Source organism: Microbacterium sp. sgz311019 (genome assembly GCF_056135325.1).
This window is the reverse complement of the sequence record NZ_JBWAXO010000002.1, coordinates 21,375-39,524: the sequence shown is the minus strand read 5'-3', so window position 1 is coordinate 39,524 and position 18,150 is coordinate 21,375. Positions and strand designations below refer to the sequence as shown.

The 18,150-nt window shown below is 69.0% G+C and carries 22 protein-coding genes and 1 pseudogene; 15 read left to right on the top strand and 8 right to left on the bottom strand.

Annotated elements, in window-relative coordinates; translation table 11 throughout:
* Nucleotides 1-62: 62 nt before the first annotated feature.
* Entirely contained in the window at nucleotides 63-656 is a 594-nt protein-coding gene (locus AC0NZN_RS03035) for a 2'-5' RNA ligase family protein (protein WP_474590797.1), read from the top strand.
* Nucleotides 657-693: 37 nt separating this feature from the next.
* Here AC0NZN_RS03035 and AC0NZN_RS03030 read toward each other — a convergent pair whose 3' ends face one another.
* The gene (locus AC0NZN_RS03030; RefSeq protein ID WP_474590796.1) at nucleotides 694-918 is read right to left on the bottom strand and encodes a hypothetical protein; all 225 of its coding nucleotides are present in this window, start codon (nucleotides 916-918) and stop codon (nucleotides 694-696) included.
* 61 nt (nucleotides 919-979) lie between these two features.
* Between AC0NZN_RS03030 and AC0NZN_RS03025 the strand changes: the two genes are divergently transcribed.
* The 4 genes from AC0NZN_RS03025 to AC0NZN_RS03010 all read left to right on the top strand — a co-directional run bounded on the left by AC0NZN_RS03025 (nucleotide 980) and on the right by AC0NZN_RS03010 (nucleotide 4,788).
* Entirely contained in the window at nucleotides 980-1,345 is a 366-nt protein-coding gene (locus AC0NZN_RS03025; protein ID WP_474590795.1) for an ArsR/SmtB family transcription factor, read from the top strand.
* On the top strand, nucleotides 1,342-2,448 hold the full coding sequence (locus tag AC0NZN_RS03020) for a cation diffusion facilitator family transporter (protein WP_474590794.1): 1,107 nt from the start codon (nucleotides 1,342-1,344) through the stop codon (nucleotides 2,446-2,448). Before AC0NZN_RS03025 ends, AC0NZN_RS03020 begins: the two co-directional genes overlap by 4 nt.
* A gap of 8 nt (nucleotides 2,449-2,456) precedes the next feature.
* Nucleotides 2,457-3,032 (top strand): cation efflux transmembrane domain-containing protein, encoded by a 576-nt coding sequence (locus AC0NZN_RS03015; protein ID WP_474590793.1) that lies wholly within the window; start codon nucleotides 2,457-2,459, stop codon nucleotides 3,030-3,032.
* Between the two features lie 400 nt (nucleotides 3,033-3,432).
* Nucleotides 3,433-4,788, top strand: a complete 1,356-nt coding sequence (locus AC0NZN_RS03010) for a D-alanyl-D-alanine carboxypeptidase family protein (protein WP_474590792.1) — start codon at nucleotides 3,433-3,435, stop codon at nucleotides 4,786-4,788.
* Nucleotides 4,789-4,826: 38 nt separating this feature from the next.
* Here the strand turns inward: AC0NZN_RS03010 and AC0NZN_RS03005 are convergent, their stop codons facing one another.
* The 3 genes and pseudogenes from AC0NZN_RS03005 to AC0NZN_RS02995 all read right to left on the bottom strand — a co-directional run bounded on the left by AC0NZN_RS03005 (nucleotide 4,827) and on the right by AC0NZN_RS02995 (nucleotide 7,117).
* Nucleotides 4,827-5,237 carry an arsenate reductase ArsC gene (locus AC0NZN_RS03005; RefSeq protein ID WP_474591254.1) on the bottom strand — a complete coding sequence of 137 codons (411 nt, stop codon included), beginning with the start codon at nucleotides 5,235-5,237 and terminating at the stop codon, nucleotides 4,827-4,829.
* Between the two features lie 69 nt (nucleotides 5,238-5,306).
* Nucleotides 5,307-5,801: pseudogene (locus AC0NZN_RS03000) on the bottom strand (N-acetyltransferase family protein); the annotation flags it as partial.
* Nucleotides 5,798-7,117, bottom strand: a complete 1,320-nt coding sequence (locus AC0NZN_RS02995) for an FAD-dependent oxidoreductase (protein ID WP_474590791.1) — start codon at nucleotides 7,115-7,117, stop codon at nucleotides 5,798-5,800. The pseudogene AC0NZN_RS03000 and the gene AC0NZN_RS02995, both read right to left, overlap by 4 nt.
* A gap of 71 nt (nucleotides 7,118-7,188) precedes the next feature.
* Here AC0NZN_RS02995 and AC0NZN_RS02990 point away from each other — a divergent pair, with 71 nt between their 5' ends.
* Entirely contained in the window at nucleotides 7,189-7,533 is a 345-nt protein-coding gene (locus AC0NZN_RS02990; protein ID WP_474590790.1) for a metalloregulator ArsR/SmtB family transcription factor, read from the top strand.
* A 5-nt stretch (nucleotides 7,534-7,538) separates the two neighbouring features.
* On the opposite strand, the gene AC0NZN_RS02985 is transcribed toward AC0NZN_RS02990, so the two are convergent.
* Together AC0NZN_RS02985 and AC0NZN_RS02980 are read right to left on the bottom strand one after the other, a co-directional pair.
* The gene (locus AC0NZN_RS02985) at nucleotides 7,539-8,621 is read right to left on the bottom strand and encodes a DUF998 domain-containing protein (RefSeq protein ID WP_474590789.1); all 1,083 of its coding nucleotides are present in this window, start codon (nucleotides 8,619-8,621) and stop codon (nucleotides 7,539-7,541) included.
* A gap of 39 nt (nucleotides 8,622-8,660) precedes the next feature.
* A complete protein-coding gene (locus AC0NZN_RS02980) occupies nucleotides 8,661-9,215 on the bottom strand; it encodes a MarR family winged helix-turn-helix transcriptional regulator (protein ID WP_474590788.1) in 555 nt (184 codons plus the stop codon).
* An 81-nt stretch (nucleotides 9,216-9,296) separates the two neighbouring features.
* Between AC0NZN_RS02980 and idi the strand changes: the two genes are divergently transcribed.
* Genes idi through AC0NZN_RS02945 form a run of 7 tightly spaced genes read left to right on the top strand, consistent with a single transcriptional unit; the run spans nucleotide 9,297 to nucleotide 14,944 of the window.
* On the top strand, nucleotides 9,297-9,872 hold the full coding sequence (idi, locus tag AC0NZN_RS02975) for an isopentenyl-diphosphate Delta-isomerase (RefSeq protein WP_474590787.1): 576 nt from the start codon (nucleotides 9,297-9,299) through the stop codon (nucleotides 9,870-9,872).
* Complete coding sequence (locus AC0NZN_RS02970; protein ID WP_474590786.1) at nucleotides 9,869-10,936, top strand: polyprenyl synthetase family protein; 1,068 nt, start codon at nucleotides 9,869-9,871, stop codon at nucleotides 10,934-10,936. The genes idi and AC0NZN_RS02970 overlap by 4 nt, the downstream gene beginning before the upstream one ends.
* Nucleotides 10,933-11,838 carry a phytoene/squalene synthase family protein gene (locus AC0NZN_RS02965; protein WP_474590785.1) on the top strand — a complete coding sequence of 302 codons (906 nt, stop codon included), beginning with the start codon at nucleotides 10,933-10,935 and terminating at the stop codon, nucleotides 11,836-11,838. The genes AC0NZN_RS02970 and AC0NZN_RS02965 overlap by 4 nt, the downstream gene beginning before the upstream one ends.
* The gene (gene crtI / locus AC0NZN_RS02960; protein WP_474590784.1) at nucleotides 11,835-13,430 is read left to right on the top strand and encodes a phytoene desaturase family protein; all 1,596 of its coding nucleotides are present in this window, start codon (nucleotides 11,835-11,837) and stop codon (nucleotides 13,428-13,430) included. The genes AC0NZN_RS02965 and crtI overlap by 4 nt, the downstream gene beginning before the upstream one ends.
* A complete protein-coding gene (locus AC0NZN_RS02955) occupies nucleotides 13,427-13,759 on the top strand; it encodes a lycopene cyclase domain-containing protein (protein ID WP_474590783.1) in 333 nt (110 codons plus the stop codon). Before crtI ends, AC0NZN_RS02955 begins: the two co-directional genes overlap by 4 nt.
* Nucleotides 13,756-14,073 (top strand): lycopene cyclase domain-containing protein, encoded by a 318-nt coding sequence (locus AC0NZN_RS02950; protein WP_474590782.1) that lies wholly within the window; start codon nucleotides 13,756-13,758, stop codon nucleotides 14,071-14,073. The genes AC0NZN_RS02955 and AC0NZN_RS02950 overlap by 4 nt, the downstream gene beginning before the upstream one ends.
* Nucleotides 14,063-14,944 (top strand): prenyltransferase, encoded by an 882-nt coding sequence (locus AC0NZN_RS02945; RefSeq protein WP_474590781.1) that lies wholly within the window; start codon nucleotides 14,063-14,065, stop codon nucleotides 14,942-14,944. Before AC0NZN_RS02950 ends, AC0NZN_RS02945 begins: the two co-directional genes overlap by 11 nt.
* 10 nt (nucleotides 14,945-14,954) lie before the next feature.
* On the opposite strand, the gene AC0NZN_RS02940 is transcribed toward AC0NZN_RS02945, so the two are convergent.
* A complete protein-coding gene (locus AC0NZN_RS02940; protein ID WP_474590780.1) occupies nucleotides 14,955-15,638 on the bottom strand; it encodes an NUDIX hydrolase in 684 nt (227 codons plus the stop codon).
* A gap of 171 nt (nucleotides 15,639-15,809) precedes the next feature.
* Here AC0NZN_RS02940 and msrB point away from each other — a divergent pair, with 171 nt between their 5' ends.
* Together msrB and msrA are read left to right on the top strand one after the other, a co-directional pair.
* A complete protein-coding gene (msrB, locus tag AC0NZN_RS02935) occupies nucleotides 15,810-16,280 on the top strand; it encodes a peptide-methionine (R)-S-oxide reductase MsrB (protein WP_474590779.1) in 471 nt (156 codons plus the stop codon).
* A complete protein-coding gene (msrA, locus tag AC0NZN_RS02930; RefSeq protein WP_474590778.1) occupies nucleotides 16,270-16,812 on the top strand; it encodes a peptide-methionine (S)-S-oxide reductase MsrA in 543 nt (180 codons plus the stop codon). The genes msrB and msrA overlap by 11 nt, the downstream gene beginning before the upstream one ends.
* A gap of 17 nt (nucleotides 16,813-16,829) precedes the next feature.
* Here msrA and AC0NZN_RS02925 read toward each other — a convergent pair whose 3' ends face one another.
* Complete coding sequence (locus AC0NZN_RS02925) at nucleotides 16,830-18,113, bottom strand: M18 family aminopeptidase (RefSeq protein WP_474590777.1); 1,284 nt, start codon at nucleotides 18,111-18,113, stop codon at nucleotides 16,830-16,832.
* Between the last annotated feature and the right edge of the window lie 37 nt (nucleotides 18,114-18,150).

Sequence of the window (18,150 nt, the reverse complement as noted above, 5' to 3'; positions counted from 1 at the left end):
GGCCTCTTGGGCTGCGGCGCAATAGCGTGGTGCAACCCAGATGAACTCACGAAGGCGGCGACGTGACGAGAGCGTTCATCACAGATCCTGCATTGCTCGATTCGCTCGACGGCCAGCAGTACCTCGTTCTTCGGCCGCAGAGTGAAGTCGAGTCATTCTGGGACGCCAGAACCGTCGAGTTGCGGGAATCGATCCCGCACGCGGTCGGCCACCCCAACGCGGGACATGTCACGTTGCGTGGCTTCTTCGAGCCCGACCGTGTTGAGGAACTCAAGGAGACACTCGCGGCGTGGGCTCGCAGCCAGCCTCCGATCGAACTGCAGGTGGATGCTGTCGACGGGTTCCCTTCTCCATTCCAGATCGTCATCGCGCGGCTGAGCCGGACCCCATCACTCGTCAACGCATACGAGAGCCTGACATCGCTGCTGGATTCGACAACGTTTCAGCGCATTGGTGAACTGCCGCTCGACGAGTGGGTCTTCCATATGTCGCTCATCTATGCCGGTGGTCTCGACGAGGAAAGCTGGACCGATCTCCACGACCGCAACCGGTACGCCGTCGCACCGCAGCCGACAGAGGCCATCAACAGCGCCGACTTCGTCTGGTACGCAGACGGAATCGAGCATGTCGAGACACTCACGTTCGCCGTCGATTGAACGAGCGATCCTCGACCGGTCGATCGTCGTCGACCTGCTAGTGATCGCTCGCGGAGGCCGGACCGCCGACAGCGGTCTGCACGCGGAGTCCGTCCCGTGCGGCTGACCGGCGCTCCGCCATCGCCAGCCACACCCAGGCGACTGCGATGGCAGCGACCCACGCGATCACGACCCAGATGCGGGTGACCCATTCCGAGCGAGCTGTTCTGAACCTCCGCGCGAGGATCTCCCTGCTCCAGCCATCCAGGATGTAGAGCGGCATACGGTCATGGTACCGCCGCGATCGAACAGATCTCTTGCCGATGTCGAGGTATTATCTGCGTATGACTGCAGATAAGCAGGGATGCGGATACTCCACCGACAGCCCGTATGTCGAACTGGCCGTGGAGGTCTTCGCGATGCTCGCCGACGCCACTCGCGTACGCATCATCCTGGCGCTCACGGACTCCGGTGAGCTCTCGGTGAACCACCTCGCCGACATGGTCGACAAGTCGCCCGCCGCCGTGTCCCAGCATCTCGCGAAGCTCCGCCTCGCTCGCATCGTCTCCACACGTCAGGAAGGCCAACGGGTCTTCTACCGGCTCGAGAACGAGCACGCCTCGCGCCTGGTCGCCGATGCGATCTACCAGGCCGAGCACTCGCTCGGCGGAACCCCGCGCCACCACCATGCGAATCGGGAGACCGTATGAGCCGCATCCACGAACACGGCGTTGACCATGACGACGACCACTCGCACGACCACGCCCACTCGGACAGCGGGCACTCGCACAGCGCGCACTCGGACAGCGGGCACTCGCACAGCGCGCACTCGCACGGCGACCACGACCACGAGCACGAGCACGAGCACGAGCATCCGAGCGGGTTCACGGGATTCCTGTACGGCCTGTTCGTGCCGCACACGCATGACGCGGCGGACTCGATCGATGACGCGATGGAGGCGAGCCGGGCCGGCATCCGCGCCCTGATTGTCAGCTTCGCCGTCCTGCTCGTCACGACCATGCTGCAGGCGGCCGTGTTCTTCCTCAGTGGATCGGTCGCGCTCTTGGCCGATACGATCCACAACTTCTCCGACGCGCTGACGGCCGTGCCCTTGTGGGTCGCGTTCGTCCTCGGCCGCCGGGCGGCGACCCGTCGCTACACCTACGGATACGGTCGGGCGGAGGACCTCGCGGGCCTGTTCATCGTCGCGGTCGTCGCGCTCTCGGCCATCCTGGCGGCCTGGCAGTCCATCGATCGCCTCCTGCATCCGCAGCAGTTGCACAACGTCGGCTGGGTCATCGTGGCGGGCTTCATCGGCTTCGCAGGCAACGAGGCGGTTGCGATCTACCGCGTCCGCGTCGGCCGCCGCATCGGCTCCGCTGCCCTCGTCGCCGACGGCGTGCACGCGCGCACCGACGGATTCACCTCGCTCGCAGTCGTCATCGGCGGGGTCGGGGTGCTGCTCGGCTTCCCCCTCGCCGACCCGATCGCCGGCCTCGTCATCTCGGCGACGATCTTCGTACTGCTGATCGGCACCGTTCGCTCGATCGGCCGCCGGCTCATGGACGGCATCGAGCCCGACCTCCTCCGCCGCGTCGAGCACGCGCTGGCGCACGTCGACGGCATCCACCGCGTCGGGCGCGTGCGGCTGCGCTGGGTCGGCCACTGTCTCGAGGGCGACGCCCTGGTCTTCTCGACAGAGGACGCGACGCGCATCGCCGTCCGAGCCGACCAGAGCGTGCGCGCGCACGTCAAGAACATCGACGAGTTCCTCGTCGGCGTGCGGCGCGACCCGGACTCGCCCGCATCCTGATGATGACGATGGATGCGGCGCGCCTGCGCCGTGCGGGCATCGGCCTCGAGATCGCCACGCTGGCGTGGAACGTGGTGGGCGTCGCGCTGCTCGCGATCCTCGCGTGGCGCTCCGCATCCGTCGCCCTGCTCGGCTTCGGCCTGGACAGCTTGATCGAGATCGGGGCGAGCACCGTCGTCATCTGGGAGCTCACCGGAACCGACGAGCGGCGTCAGCACCGCGCCTTGCGCCTCATCGGATGGGCGTTCGCGCTTCTCGCGGTGTATCTGCTCTTCCAGTCCACGATCGCCCTTCTGACGGCGCACCACCCCACCCCGATGATCGGCGGCATCGTGTGGACGGCGCTCACCGCGCTCGCCATGTTCGCACTCGCGTGGGGCAAACGGGCGGTCGGACGTCGGCTCGGGAATCCGGTCCTCCTCACGGAGGCTCGGGTCACCATCATCGACGGGATCCTTGCGACGAGCGTGCTCGTCGGGATCGTTCTCGACTACGCGCTCGACTGGTGGTGGGCCGACTCCGCCGTCGGACTGATCATCGTGTTCTACGCCGCTCGCGAGGCGATCCAGATCTTCCGCGACTGAGGGCGCAGGAGGGGATGCCCGGCCTGCCTGGTGCGTCGCACGGGCATACAGCATCCATGTCGAGGAGTCAACCCTCCGAGCCGAATCCGGCTCCACCCATACGCTTATGAAGCAACAACAATCGACACGGTGGAGCCGGCGTTCGGGTCGCCGATAACGTTCCCGTGTCGACGAGATGACCTCGGCGAGGTGGGCCTCGCCGGGGTCATCCATCTCGTCGCCTGACGCCCCCGCCCGCGAAGACTGGGGATTTCCTCAGGCTGGCGAGAGGGCTCGTGGCGTCGACTGTCGGCCAGACGTGATAGATATCTCCTGAGACTTTACGAAGGAGACGGATGCCACCTGCGGCACAGCACGGGTCGATCCCCACGCCCGGGCGCACGAGCGGACGGGGGCCGCGATGACGACCGACCTCCAGCAGCCCGACGAGTTCTCGGATCTCATGGAGCTGATGCGCAACGAGCGGGAGTACTCCGATCGCCGCGAGGCACGGGATCCGCACGATCACCGCAGCGCCCGGCGGGCCCTGCTCATCACCGCCATCGTGATCGTTGCCCTGCTCCTCGCGAGCGGCGGCTACGTCACGTGGGCGCTCAACGCCCCCCTGCACCCACCGACCGGCACAGCCGCAGAACCCGATGTGGCACTGCCCGCAGCGGCGACCCTCGCCTTGCCGCCGGAAGGCGCAGCGGCGATCTCGATGACGGGGGCCGACCAGTACGTCGGCGCGGCCGCGAGCGGCGTCTGGGCGAAGAGCGGCGGCGATGCGCCGCGGCCCATCGCCAGCATCAGCAAGCTGATCACCGCACTGGTCGTCCTCCACGCGAAGCCGCTGAAGAGCGCGACCGATGCCGGGCCGACGCTCACGTTCACCAAGGCCGACCATGCGCTGTACGACAAGTACTACGTGATGGGCGCAGCGATCGCGGCCATGCCCACGGGCAGCACGATGTCCGAGCACGACGCACTCGCGATGCTGCTGCTGCCCTCCGCGGCGAACTACGCGGAGGCGGTGGCGAACTGGGCGTTCGGCTCGCCGGGCGGCTACGTGAGCGCGACGAAGAAGTGGCTCGCCGCGAACGGGCTCACGAGTACCACCATCGTGGAGCCGACCGGCATGAGCGCGCGCAACACGAGCACGACGACCGACCTCATCACGCTCGGCAAGCTCGCCGCCGCGAACCCGGCCGTCGCGGCGATCGCATCGACGAAGTCGATCTCGCTTCCCGGACCCGGCTCGCAGTCCAACACCAATGACCTGCTCGGCACGGAGGGGATCACAGGACTCAAGACGGGAAACCTCGGCGACGGCACCTACAACCTGCTGTACACCGCATCCTTCGTCGTCGGCGACACGCATCCCGTCAACGTCACCGGGGTGGTGCTCGGCGGCGCGACGCATCAGTCCGTGGATGACGACGTCACGCACCTGCTCGCGAGCATCCGGCAAGGATTCCACGATGTCGAGGTCGCCTCATCCGGCCAACGCATCGGCACGTACTCGACCGCGTGGGGGTCGACCGCCCAGATCGTCGTGGCGAAGAATGCGTCGATCTTCACGTGGTCGAACACCCCCATCACGACGACGTTGAAGATGACGACGCCATCCTCCTACGCGGACGGCGCGTTGGTCGGAAGCGTGACCTTCACGGCGGGCACGAACACCACGACCGTGCCGGTGACGGTATCAGGCGACATCCGCCCACCGACCGCGTGGTGGCGGCTCACGCATCCGCAGGAGCTCGGCGGTCTGTGACCGCGGGGTGAGCACGCCCGCGGGCGTGCGCCTCGCGCTTAGGCCCGCGACGGAAGCAGCTCCTCGACCAGAGCCTCGACGCGCGCCCGGATCTCGTCGCGGATCGGTCGCACGACCTCGATCGGCTGACCTGCCGGGTCGTCGAGATCCCAATCCTCGTAGCGCTTACCCGGGAAGATCGGGCAGGCGTCGCCGCATCCCATCGTGATGACCACGTCCGACTCCCTGACGGCATCCACCGTCAGGATCTTGGGCGCGTTCCCCGCGATGTCGATCCCCTCCTCAGCCATGGCCTGGATGGCGATCGGGTTGATCGCGTCCTTGGGCTCGGAGCCGGCCGAGAGCACCTCGACACGGTCGCCCGCGAGCCGGCGCAGGAATCCGGCGGCCATCTGCGAGCGCCCGGCGTTGTGCACGCAGACGAACAGGACAGTGGGCTTCTCACGCATTCCGTTTCCTTCCGCCGCCCTGACAGGCGATCCGAGTCTATGCACGTCCTCCGGCACGAGGCCGCTCTGGGGGCTGCGTCGCTCGATGAGCACGGTGTCGCGCCACTGGCCGGCGCGAGGCCCACGGTCGGAGCGGGCGATCCGCTCGCGTCGGCCGACCACGCGGAATCCAGCCGACTCGTGAAGGCGCAGGCTCGCCTCGTTCTCCGGGAAGATGCTCGACTGGATCGTCCAGACGCCGGCGTCGTCGGCGGCCGCGATGAACGCCTCGAGGAGGCGTCGGCCGATCGCCCGCCCACGGGCAGCGCGCTCGACGTAGACCGAATGCTCGATGACCCCGCTGTATGCGGGTCTGCTCGAGACGAGGGATGCCGCGGCCCACCCCACGACGGCACCCCCCTCGTCGACGGCGACGAGTCGGAGACCTCGGATCTTGCCGGCATCGAAGTCCGGCCACGTGGGAGTGGCGACCTCGAACGTGGCCTCCCCGTCCTCGATGCCCTGAGCGTAGATGCGCTCCACGGTCGGCCAGTCGGCCGCGGCCATCGCTCGAACCGTGATCATGCGCAGCATCCCGAACCGGCGTCCGTCGAGCAGACGCCCGTCGCCGGGAGCTCGAGCTCGACGTTCGATGCCGACGACAGGTCGCCCGCGAGCCACGCCGTCACCGATCGCACCTGCTCATATCCGGTCGCCAGCAGGAAGGTCGGCGCCCGGCCGTACGACTTCATCCCGACGATGAAGAATCCCTGCTCGGGGTGGGCGAGCTCGCGGAAGCCGTGCGGCTCGACGGTGCCGCACGAGTGGACGTTCGGGTCGATGAGCGGCGCCAGGCGCTTCGGGGCTTCCACGGTGTCGTCGAGTTCGAGGCGGATCTCGCGGAGCATGTCGAGGTCCGGGCGGAATCCCGTCGCGTTCACGACGACATCGGTCGTGTGTGTGGCCATCGCGCCGCCGCGATGGCCGATGAGCTCGACATGCCCGTCGACGCGGCGCGCGCGCATGATCTCGAAGCCGTCGACGACGTGGATGCGACCATCCTGCACCGCCTGCTCGACACGGGTCCCGAGCCGGGCCCGGTCGGCCAACTCGTCGTCGGCCGACAACGAGACCCGCACCGCCTTCGCATTGCGGATCAGCCAGGTGACCGCGGTACCCGGCTCCTGCCGTGCCAGCTCGGCGAGGGCCAGGAGCGTATTGGCGGCGGAGTGTCCCGCGCCGACGACGGTGGCCTGTCGTCCCGCGAACGTCGCGCGGTCGCGGCCGAGGACGTCCGGAAGCGCCGGCACCACCGCATCCGCGATCTCGTCGAACCCGAGCAGACCGAGACCGTTGGAGGACAGCGGGTTCGGGGACAGGTAGGTGCCCGATGCGTCAATCACCGCGCGGGCGGTGATCTCGTCGACGCGGCCGGCGGTGCGGCTCCGCAGGACGAACGGCGCCGTTGCCCGACCACGCGTGCGGGTTCGATCCATGCCCTCCCGCGCGACGCCGGTGACCTCGGCCCCGAGCCGGATCCGAGATGCGATCGGCTCGAGCCGCGACAGCGGCAGCAGGTAGTCGTCCACGAGCTCCGTGCCGGTGGGCGCCCGATCGGGATCCGGGAGCTGCCACCCCGTCGTCTCCAGCAACCGGCGCGACGCCGGGTCGACGAGGTGCTTCCACGGCGAGAAGAGGCGTGTGTGACCCCACGCGCGCACGCTCGCCGCGATGGATCCGCCCGCCTCGAGCACGATGAAGTCGATGCCCCGCTCCGCGAGATTGGCGGCGGCGGCGAGTCCGATGGGCCCAGCACCGATGATCGCGACGGGCAGCGTGTCCAGTTCGTCGCCGGCGGGAACGCGAGGCGTGAGGTCGAGCAGCGTCATGACGTCCTCCATATATCGATGATCTTCGATGAGTGAGTCTGGTCGCTCTATCGATGATTGTCAATATCGACTATGATCGATGGATGAGCGAGCTCGAGATCACCGACATCAGCGCGACGTGCTGCACGCCGCTCGTCCGCGACACGCTCTCCGCGGAGGACGCCGAGCAGCTCGCACACACGATGAAGGCGCTCGCCGATCCGGCCCGCCTTCGCCTGCTCTCGATCGTCGCCGCCTCCGCGGACGCAGAGGCCTGCGTATGCGACCTCATCGAGCCGGTGGGCCTCAGCCAGCCGACGGTCTCGCATCACCTCAAGGTGCTCACGGAGGCGGGCTTCCTCACCCGGAGCAAGCGAGGCACGTGGGCGTACTACGCCCTCGTGCCGGGTGCTCTGGACCGCGTCTCGCAGCTGTTCGTGAGCGCCTAGGAGCCTCAGTCGGTGCGTCCGGCGACACCGAGGAAGCGGACGAACACCGCGATCCAGCCGAAGATCAGCGCGAAGACGAGGATCTCGAACGCGGTCAGCGAGAAGTACCCGATCGCGGGAATGAAGAGGATGACGGAGGCGACCGTGGCGGCGAGGAACGCCCACGACGCGACGAAGTAGGTGCGCGGCATCCCTCGGAAGAATCTCGGCCCGCCGATCAGCATGATGAGATACATGACCGCCATGCCGGTGGCCGAGAGGTTGTGCACCGCGAGGTTGACATCGACCGGGAAGATGCCGACGAACGCGAGCATGATCCCCATGATGACGAAGAGCACCGGGATGACGCGCGGCCCGCGTGGATTCTCGAGGACGCCGGCGGCGGCAAGCTCGCGCATGTCGTTGGCGATGTAGACCGCGAAGGTCGTCACGAGGAGTCCACCGGCGATCAACGTGCCGTTGAACACCCAGCTCGAGAGTTCGTCGAAGGTGCCGAGTTGGCTGAAGTGCACCTTCCACCAGTCCGGGTCCGGAGTCGTCAGCATCGCGGTGAGCGTTCCGACCGCGATGAAGGCGAGGAGCAGAGTCGCCATGCGCTGAGTCGTCATGGCCGAGACGGACAGGAAGACGATCCACGTCGTGAGGCCGAGCGTGACCGCCATGAGGACGACCGCCCAGAACGTCACGATCGGCAAGCCGATGAATCCGGCGGCAAGCAGCCGGAACAGCGCGTACACGATCACGAACGAGAGAGCGGCGTGCACGATGACCACCGACGCCGTGTTGACGACGAACTTCCACGACGGCAACGACCGCCGCCACTCCTGACCCGGGCGATCGCGCGCACGCCAGTACTCGATCGTCGCGATGACGGCGGCCACGACCCCGGCTCCGCACGCCGCCCACACGGCGAACGAATCCGCATTGCCGCCCAGCTGGAGCTTCGGTGCGAAGATGCCGACGAGGAGGCCGTAGACAGCGCCGAGGGCGCCTGCGGCGAGGGCGGCGTAGACCGCCTCGGACTCGGCCCGACGGCCCGGTGTGGGACTGGCTGTCTCAGGTGTCGGCTGCATCTTCGCGGAGCTCACACAGTGAGGGTACGGCCTGCGCGCCATCCGGGGCATCATTCAGTCGGAGTCGTCGACCTCCGTGGCGCTGAGCCGGTCCAGGAAGCCGATGACCGTCTCGCGCTCGCGCGGCGACATCTCGGCCGCCACCTTCCACCGGTGCGCGTGGAGGCGGCCGACGCTGTCGCGTACCTGCTCGTGCGTCTGCTGCGTGATGTTGATCATCAGCGCGCGCCGATCCGTGGGGTGCGGGGAGCGCTCGATGTGGCCCGCGAGCGTCAGGCGATCGAGAAGCTTCGTCGTGGATGCCGTGGAGATGCCGAGGTGGTCGGCCAGCATCTTCGGCGTCGCGATCGTGTCCTGGTTCTTGAGCGCCACGAGGTAGCGCAGGGCAGCCATGTCGGTCTCGCCGAGCTTCATGTCTGTGCGCGACCGGAATCGGACCTGCTGCTCGGCCTCGCGCCAGCGACGCACGGCGATCAGAACGCGCACGATCTGAGCGATCTCCTCCTCGCTCAGATCGCCATAGTCGACCAGTTCCTGACGCGGGTCGATCACGCGGGGATCCAGCATGGCGTTCGCGACACGCGAGTCCGGCCTGTGGAACGTCCCCATGCGGATATCATACGACGAAGAGTTGATTACATGTCTATCTAGCTACTTGCTTGGCATGTAACCACCTGCAATGCTTGCTCTATGAACAGGGACAGAATCGGACACGTCGTGCTCGTGGACGAGGCGGGCAACCCGATCGGCATCACGTCCAAGGCCAGTGTGCACGGCCCGGACACCCCGTTGCACCTCGCCTTCTCGTGCCACGTTCGCAATCCCGACGGGCAGGTGCTGATCACCCGGCGCTCGCTCGACAAGGCCACCTGGCCGGGCGTCTGGTCCAACTCCTTCTGCGGCCATCCGCGGCCCGCCGAGCCCGTGCGCAACGCCGTCGCGCGCCATGCCGAGCATGAGCTCGGTCTGCAGCTGACGGATGTCGAGCTCTCACTCCCGCTCTTCCGCTACCGCGCCGTGGATGCCTCCGGCATGGTCGAGAACGAGATCTGCCCGGTGTTCGTCGCCGAGACGACCGATGAGGTCAATCCTCGCCCCGACGAGGTGATGGAGTACGCGTGGGTCGACCCGATCGACCTCGGCCGGTCGATCCGACTCACTCCCTCGGTCTTCAGCCCGTGGCTCGTCCTGCAGGCCCAGCTCCTCCCGCTCCTCGGCGGGGTCGCACCCGTCGCCGCCGCATCCCAACGCGAGTTGGCGGGATGACTCTCGCACTTCAATCCGACCAGGCGGTGGACGCGCTCACCGCGGTCGACGCACGTCTCGCGGACTTCTTCGCGGATGCGAGCGCCCTCGTCGCGCGGCACGGACCCCTGTTCCTGCGCCTGTGGGACGAGGTGGAGGCCTCCACGGTCGGCGGGAAGCGATTCCGTCCCGCGCTCGTCATCGACACCCATCGAGCCCTCGGCGGGAAGTCCGACGCCGTGGCGATCGCGACCGGCACGGCCGTCGAGCTCCTCCACACGTCGTTCCTCCTCCATGACGACGTGATCGACGGCGACACCGTGCGGCGGGGACGGCCGAACCTCATCGGCTCTCTGGCTCGCGACGCACAGCGCGCCGGGCTCGAGCAGAGCGACGCGCTCACGTGGGGCCGTTCGGCCGCGATCCTCGCGGGAGACCTGCTCCTCCATTCGGCGCAGGCGATGGTCGCCCGGCTGGATCTGGATGCACCCCGCAGGCACAGGCTCCTCGACCTCTTCGAGGAATCGGTCTTCGTCACGGCCGCGGGCGAACTGCTCGACGTGGCATTCGCCGCCGGCGTGAACCAGCCGACGTCGGCCGAGGTGCTCGCGATGACCGAGTGGAAGACGGCGCACTACTCGTTCGAGGCGCCTCTCGCCGCGGGCGCGATCCTCGCCGGCGCATCCGATGCGACGATCGAGACTCTCACCCGCTACGGTCGGCGCATCGGCCTCGCCTTCCAGCTGCGCGACGACCTGCTCGGCATCTTCGGCTCCGAACGCCTCACGGGCAAGTCCACCCTGAGCGATCTGCGCGGCACGAAGATGACCGCCCTGGCGGCGTTCGCGCGCGACTCGCCGTTCGGCGCCGAGTTCCAGGAGGCGATCGCCGAGAGCGATCCGGCCGAGGCTCTCGCGCGCGCCCGGGCTGTGCTCGTATCGTGCGGCGGACAGGTGTACATCGAGGAGCTCATCGAGGCCCACGTGCGCACCGCCATCGACGTGATCGACGGCGGCGGGTTGCCGGACGAGCTTCACGAGTACCTCGTCGAGGTGGCCGATCGAGCGACGAGGCGCGTGTCATGACCGGATCCGATGCCGTGCCGGTCACGGATCTCGCCCGCTACTCCCAGTGCGCGCAGGACAGCGCAGCCCGCGTGATCTCGGCGTACTCGACATCGTTCGGCATGGCGGCGCGGCTGCTGGATCGGCGCATCCGTCCCCACGTGCGCAACGTGTACGGACTCGTGCGGGTGGCCGACGAGATCGTGGACGGCGCCGCCGCCGAGGCGGGGCTGGGTGCGGAGGACCTCCGCACCCTGCTCGACGGGCTGGAAGCCGAGACGCTGCGGGCGATCGACCTCGGCTACAGCGCGAACCTCGTGGTCCACGCGTTCGCCTGCTCTGCCCGCTATGCGGGGATCGGGAGCGACCTCGTCACACCCTTCTTCGACTCGATGCGCCGCGACCTCGACCCGCGCGCCTACCAGGCAGGCGAGATCGGCGCCTACATCTACGGCTCGGCGGAGGTCGTGGGCCTCATGTGCCTGCGGATCTTCCTCGCCGATCGCGTCGTCCCCGACGATGAGCGCAGCCGTCTCGAGGAGGGCGCGCGTCGGCTCGGCGCCGCGTTCCAGAAGGTGAACTTCCTGCGCGACCTCGCCGCGGACTGGGAGCTGCTCGGGCGCAACTACTTCCCCGACATCGATCCGAGAGGCTTGACCGAGGCGCAGAAGCTCCAGTTGGTGCAGGACATCGACGCCGACCTCGCGGCGGCGCGGGCCGTCATCCCCGAGCTTCCCCGCGGAGCGCGGGGTGCCGTAACGGCAGCGCATGGGTTGTTCGCGGCGCTCAACGAGCGCATCCGGGTGACACCGGCCGAGCAGCTGATGCGCTCGCGGGTGCGGGTGACCGGCGGTGCGAAGCTGCGCATCCTCGCCGAGGCGTCCCTCGGCAGCGTCACCCTTCCGGCGAGGGGTGTCGCATGAGCGGACGGACGCCGACGGCCATCGTCGTCGGAGCCGGAATCGCCGGGCTCGCGACGGCCGCGCTGCTGCAGTCCGACGGGTACCGCGTGACGGTGCTCGAGTCGCGCCATGACGTCGGCGGACGCGCAGGGACATGGGAGCGGGACGGCTTCCGCTTCGACACCGGCCCCTCGTGGTATCTCATGCCCGAGGTCTTCGACCACTTCTTCCGCCTCCTGGGCACGAGCGCCGCCGAGCAGCTCGACCTGGTGCGTCTCGACCCGGGCTATCGCGTGTTCTTCGAGGGACATGCCGAGCCGATGGAGATCAGAGCCGATCGGTCCTCGAACATCGCCCTGTTCGAGTCGACGGATGCCGGGGCCGGCCTCGCCCTGTCGGCATATCTCGACTCGGCCGGCGACGCCTACCGTCTCGCGGTGTCACGCTTCCTCTACAGCACCTACGAGTCGATGCGACCCTTTGCGAAGCCCGACGCCCTGCGTCTGCTCCCCCGGCTCGCGCCGCTTCTCATGCAGTCGCTCGAGCGCTTCGTCGCCAAGCGCTTCCGCGACCCGCGGCTCCGGCAGGTCCTCGGCTATCCGGCCGTCTTCCTCGGGTCCGCGCCGTCGATGACCCCGAGTCTGTACCACCTCATGAGCCACCTCGACCTCGAGGACGGGGTCTGGTATCCGCTCGGCGGCTTCGGCGCGCTCATCTCCGCGGTCCGCCGGCTGGCGGAGCAGCGCGGGGTCGAGATCCTCACGGAGTCGCCGGTCGTCTCCATCCTCACGGCGGCCGACGCCAGGGGACGGGACTGGACCACCGGCGTCGCCTACGAGCACCGCGGGGAGCGTCGCATCCTCCATGCCGACGTCGTGGTGTCGACTGCGGACCTGCACCACACCGAGACCGCGCTGCTCCCCGAGCGGGTGCGCAGCTACCCGGAATCCTGGTGGACCCGTCGCAATCCCGGGCCGAGCGCCGTGCTCGTGCTGCTCGGGGTCCGCGGGCAGCTGCCCTCGCTCGCACACCACAGCCTGTTGTTCACCGAGGACTGGGACGACGGCTTCGCCCGCATCTTCGGGAGCCGAGGACCGATCGGGTCGCCCACGTCGCTCTATGTGAGCCGCACCAGCGCGACCGATCCGACCGCGGCGCCGGCCGGATACGAGAACCTCTTCGTCCTCGTGCCCGTCCCCGCGGACCCGGGTCTCGGCGGCGGCGGCCTGGACGGCCACGGCGATCCGGGAGTGGAGGCGATCGCGGACGCGGCGATCCACCAGATCTCGGAGTGGGCGGGCATTCCCGATCTCGCCGAGCGCATCGTGGTCCGCCGCACGATCGGGCCGGCGGACTTCGCGAACGACCTCCACGCGTGGCGCGGCGGAGCGTTGGGGCCGGCGCACACGCTCCGGCAGAGCGCGTTCCTTCGCGGCTCCAATGCGTCGGCGAAGGTCGACGGCCTCTACTACGCGGGCGGAACGACGGTGCCCGGCATCGGACTGCCGATGTGCCTCATCAGCGCCGAGCTCGTGCTCAAGCGCCTGCGCGGCGACACCACCACGACTCCCCTGGCCGAGCCCATCCGCGAGCCGATGCCGGAGCGCCGGTGAGAGTCGTCTACCTGCTCTTCCTCCTCGCGGCGATCGCCTGCATGGTTCTCCTCGACCGCCGGTTCCGGCTTGTGCTCTGGCGCGCTCCTCGCCGGGCGACGGCCGTGCTGCTCATCGGCCTCGGCTTCTTCCTCGTGTGGGATCTGCTCGGCATCGCGCTCGGCATCTTCGCACGCGGCACGGCCTCGATCTCGACAGGCATCCTGCTGGCGCCGGAACTCCCCCTCGAAGAGTTCTTCTTCCTCGCCTTCCTCTGCTACCTGACGATGGTGCTCGTGACGGGCTTCCGGCACGTCCTCGCCCGGCGGAAGGCGAAGGTGCCGCGATGACGTACGTCCTGCTCAGCGCGGTCTTCCTCGGTGCCGCGATCGTCGTGTGGGTGTCGGCGGCGGTGGCGGATGCCGGGTTCATCCGGCGCTGGTGGCTGCCGTCGGTCCTCGCCGCGGTCGTGCTCGTCATCCTCACGGCCGTGTTCGACAACCTCATGATCGCCGTCGGCCTCATGACGTACGCGCCCGACCGCGTCTGGGGCGTCAGCATCGGGGCCGCGCCCCTCGAGGACTTCGCGTACCCGATCGCCGCGGTCATCCTGCTGCCCGCCCTGTGGTCCCTCTTCTCGCGAAGGAGCAGCGATGACGCTTGAGCGGACGTACTCCCCGCTGCGCCAGCTGTTCGTCGCATCCCGCCCGATCAGCTGGATCAACACCGCGTACCCGTTCGCGGCCGCGTACTACCTGACGACGGGGAGGGTGGATGCAGCTCTCGTGATCGGCACCCTCTTCTTCCTCGTGCCGTACAACCTGGCGATGTACGGCATCAACGACGTCTTCGACTACGAGTCGGACCTCGCCAACCCGCGCAAGGGCGGCCTCGAAGGAGCCGTGCTCGACCGCACGGCGCATCGCCGCACGCTCCTGACCGCCGTTCTGCTCTGCGTCCCCTTCGTGATCGCCCTGGTGGCCCTCGGCGACCCGCTGTCGTGGCTCGTTCTGGCGATCAGCCTCTTCGCGGTGGCCGCCTACTCGGTGCCGGGCCTGCGGTTCAAGGAGCGTCCGTTCCTCGACTCGATCACCTCCAGCACGCACTTCGTGAGTCCCGCGCTGTACGGGTTGGTCCTCGCGGGCGCGGTCTTCACGCCGCAGCTCGTCCTGATCCTCGTGGCGTTCTTCCTGTGGGGCATCGCGAGCCACGCGTTCGGCGCCGTGCAAGACGTCCTCCCCGACCGAGAAGGCGGCATCCACTCGGTCGCGACCGTCATGGGCGCGCGCTGGACCGTGCGGTTCGCGATCGCCTGCTGGGCGGCCGCGGGCGTCCTGATGCTGCTCACCGGATGGCCCGGAGCCCTGGCTGCGGTGCTCGCGATTCCGTACATCGTGATGGCCGCGCCCTTCTGGTCGGTGACGGATGCCGACTCCGCCGCCGCGAACCGCGGGTGGCGTCGCTTCATCTGGATCAACTACGCCGTGGGGTTCCTCGTCACGCTCCTGCTGATCGCCTACGCCCTCCTCCGCTGAGGCCGGCGCCTCAGTCGAGCATCGGCAACGGCAGCTCGCGCCCGGCATCCCATGGCTCTGTCCACCCGAGCAAGTCGAACAGTCCGTTCAGGAGCATGCCGGTGAAGCCCCAGACGAGGTGCTCGCCGGTCGTGTGATGCACGAGGAAGCCGGGGCCCCGCCACTCGGCGCCGTCGCGGCGGATGACGGTGCTGCCGCGGTTCCCCGGGTCGAGGAGATCGGCGACCGGGGCGCGGAACACGGCCGACGACTCCGCCTCGTCGACCACCCGGATCGGTGACGGCGTGCTCCACCACCCGAGCACGGGTGTCACCAGGTGCATCGAGTACTCCAGCAGCACGTCCGGCAGGGCGCCCAGCACGTCGACCCCCGACGGGTCGAGCCCCGTCTCCTCCTGCGCCTCCCGCAGTGCGGCGCCGACCGCGCCGTCGTCGCCCGGGTCGAGCCGGCCTCCGGGGAACGCGACCTGTCCCGGGTGCGACCGCAGCGTGGCCGCGCGCGCCAGCAGCAGCACGTCGAGCTCGCGCGATACGGCCCGCGCCTCGTAGCGGCTCGGCAGCGAGTCGAGCTCGCCGAAGAGCATCAGCACGGCGGCCGGACGGCCGCCGGTCGCCTCACGCGGCGGCACGCCCCCACCGGTGGCAAGCGCTTCGAGCTGCGCCCGCGCGGTCAAGGGCTCTGATTCGGCGGGCACCCGTTCAGGCTACGCCGCCGAGACGACCCGCGGCTCGTCCCGTCACGCTCCCCGTCCGGCGCGTCCCCGTGCGAACTCACGGCTGGCTCCCAGCCTCGCGGGACCAAATCCGCGGCACCATCCGTTGGATCAGGTGACGCCGCAGCCAGCGACGGAAATCCAGGAGGAATCGTGTCGCACGACTACCGCAAGACTCCGGAGGCGCTCGCCCGCCTCACCGACACCCAGTACCGCGTGACGCAGGAGGAGGGCACCGAGCCCGCCTTCCGCAACGAGTACTGGAACAACCACGACCCCGGCATCTACGTCGACGTCGTGTCCGGCCAGCCGCTCTTCTCATCCGCCGACAAGTACGACAGCGGAACGGGATGGCCGAGCTTCACCCGGCCGATCGACCCGGATGCCGTGGTCACGAAGACCGACCGGCACCTGTGGATGACGCGCACCGAGGTGCGCTCCACCGCGGCCGACAGCCACCTCGGGCACGTCTTCGACGACGGCCCGCGGGATGCCGGCGGCCTGAGATACTGCATGAACTCGGCCGCGCTGCGGTTCGTGCCCGCGGCGGAGCTCGCCGCGGAGGGATACGGCGAGTACAGCGCACAGTTCACGAACGACGAGGAGACCCCGAATGTCCGATGACGGAACCATCACCCGCACCCCCGGCACCGAGACGGCCGTCCTGGCCGGCGGCTGCTTCTGGGGCATGGAGGACCTGATCCGCCGTCAGCGCGGCGTGATCGACACGCGCGTGGGCTATACCGGCGGGCAGAACGACCACGCCACGTACCGGTACCACCCGGGTCACGCCGAGGCCGTCGAGATCGTCTACGACCCGACCCAGACGTCCTACCGCGACATCCTGGCGTTCTTCTTCCAGATCCACGACCCGTCGACCCTGAACCGTCAGGGCAACGACATCGGCTCGAGCTATCGCTCGGCGATATTCCCGCTCACCCCCGAGCAGGAGCAGGTCGCCCGCGACACGATCGCCGACGTGGATGCCTCCGGCCTGTGGCCGGGCGCAGCGGTGACCACGATCGAGCCCGCGGGCCCGTTCTGGGAGGCCGAGCCCGAGCACCAGGACTACCTGATCAAGTACCCCAACGGGTACACGTGCCACTTCCCGCGCGCGGGCTGGGTGCTTCCCAAGCGCACCGAGGCCACGGCGTAGGGGCGACGCCGGAGGGCTCAGCCTCTGAAGTACGTCTCGGCGACGCGGGTCAGGTCCCACAGGTCGCTCACGCCCGCCAGTTCGCGGGCGGAGTGCATCGACAGGATCGGGATCCCGACATCCACGGTCCGGATGCCGATCCGCGTCGCCGTGATCGGTCCGATCGTGGATCCGCACGGCACCGCGTTGTTCGAGACGAACTCCTGCCCCGACACCCCGGCGTCGGCGCACCAGCCGTTCCAGGCTGCGGCGCCGACGCCGTCGGTCGCATAGCGCTGGTTGGCGTTGATCTTGAGGATCGGCCCCGAGCCGAGCACCGGCCGCACGACCGGGTCGTGCTTCTCGGCATAGTTCGGATGCACGGAGTGGCCGACATCGCTGGAGACGCACCAGGATGCGGCGAGCGCCCGCAGCTGCTCCTCCCGATCGGCGCCGAGCGAGAGCTGCACCCGCTCGATGACATCGGCGAGGAACGGCCCCGCCGCGCCCGAGCGCGTCTCGGATCCGATCTCCTCATGGTCGAAGACCGCCAGCATCGCGATGTCGCCCTCGACGCCGTCGGCCGCTCGGGTCAGGCCGACGGTGCCGGCGTGCACGGAGGCGAGGTCGTCGAGGCGCCCAGCGGCGAAGAACACGTCGTCCTGGCCGAAGACCGCGCCCCGCGCGGCATCCGCCGTGACGATGTCGTAGCCGCGGATGCGCCCGGCATCCACCCCCGCCGCCGCAGCGAGCACACCGAGGATGTCGGCGGAGTCCGGCTGCCCGAGCCCCCACACCGGCTGGGTGTGCATCTGCTTGTCGAGCGCGAACCCGTCGTTCGCCGACCGGTCGAGGTGGATCGCCAGCTGCGGCAGCCGCAGAAGCGGCCCCGTCGCAGCGAGAACCGTGGTGCCGTCGTCGAGCACGAGCCGGCCCGCGAGGCGCAGCTCACGGTCGAGCCACGAGTTCAGCAGCGGGCCGCCGTAGACCTCGACCCCCGCCTGCAGCCAGCCGAGGCGTCCCGTCGTCGGCTTCGGCTTGAGCTTGAACCCCGGCGAGTCGCTGTGCGCGCCGAAGACCCGCACCGCCGTGGCCGCCGAGGCGCCGGACGGCACGACCCAGGCGATGACCGCGCCATCGCGCACGACGAGGAACCTGCCGCCCGCGGGCGTCGGCCACGCCTCATCCTCGCCCAGCTCGCGGAAGCCCGCATCCTGAAGCCGGCGCGCCACTTCGGCGGCCGCGTGATAGCTCGACGGCGATGCCGCGACGAAGTCGGCCAGGTCGTCGGCATGGGCTCGAGCGGCGTCGGAAACGGGCACGGCGGACCTCCTCGGAGACACGGACGGTCCTCCGATG

Excerpts from the sequence above, each read along its gene's own strand:
- AC0NZN_RS03020 (WP_474590794.1), top strand. The coding sequence starts at position 1,342 with ATGAGCCGCATCCACGAACACGGCGTTGACCATGACGACGACCACTCG.
- AC0NZN_RS03025 (WP_474590795.1), top strand. The coding sequence starts at position 980 with ATGACTGCAGATAAGCAGGGATGCGGATACTCCACCGACAGCCCGTAT.
- AC0NZN_RS02990 (WP_474590790.1), top strand. The coding sequence starts at position 7,189 with ATGAGCGAGCTCGAGATCACCGACATCAGCGCGACGTGCTGCACGCCG.
- AC0NZN_RS02965 (WP_474590785.1), top strand. The coding sequence starts at position 10,933 with ATGACCGGATCCGATGCCGTGCCGGTCACGGATCTCGCCCGCTACTCC.
- AC0NZN_RS02945 (WP_474590781.1), top strand. The coding sequence starts at position 14,063 with ATGACGCTTGAGCGGACGTACTCCCCGCTGCGCCAGCTGTTCGTCGCA.
- msrA (WP_474590778.1), top strand. The coding sequence starts at position 16,270 with ATGTCCGATGACGGAACCATCACCCGCACCCCCGGCACCGAGACGGCC.
- AC0NZN_RS02970 (WP_474590786.1), top strand. The coding sequence starts at position 9,869 with ATGACTCTCGCACTTCAATCCGACCAGGCGGTGGACGCGCTCACCGCG.
- AC0NZN_RS03005 (WP_474591254.1), bottom strand. The coding sequence starts at position 5,237 with ATGCGTGAGAAGCCCACTGTCCTGTTCGTCTGCGTGCACAACGCCGGG.
- idi (WP_474590787.1), top strand. The coding sequence starts at position 9,297 with ATGAACAGGGACAGAATCGGACACGTCGTGCTCGTGGACGAGGCGGGC.
- AC0NZN_RS02980 (WP_474590788.1), bottom strand. The coding sequence starts at position 9,215 with ATGGGGACGTTCCACAGGCCGGACTCGCGTGTCGCGAACGCCATGCTG.
- AC0NZN_RS02995 (WP_474590791.1), bottom strand. The coding sequence starts at position 7,117 with ATGGAGGACGTCATGACGCTGCTCGACCTCACGCCTCGCGTTCCCGCC.
- AC0NZN_RS03030 (WP_474590796.1), bottom strand. The coding sequence starts at position 918 with ATGCCGCTCTACATCCTGGATGGCTGGAGCAGGGAGATCCTCGCGCGG.
- AC0NZN_RS03010 (WP_474590792.1), top strand. The coding sequence starts at position 3,433 with ATGACGACCGACCTCCAGCAGCCCGACGAGTTCTCGGATCTCATGGAG.
- crtI (WP_474590784.1), top strand. The coding sequence starts at position 11,835 with ATGAGCGGACGGACGCCGACGGCCATCGTCGTCGGAGCCGGAATCGCC.
- AC0NZN_RS03015 (WP_474590793.1), top strand. The coding sequence starts at position 2,457 with ATGGATGCGGCGCGCCTGCGCCGTGCGGGCATCGGCCTCGAGATCGCC.
- AC0NZN_RS02950 (WP_474590782.1), top strand. The coding sequence starts at position 13,756 with ATGACGTACGTCCTGCTCAGCGCGGTCTTCCTCGGTGCCGCGATCGTC.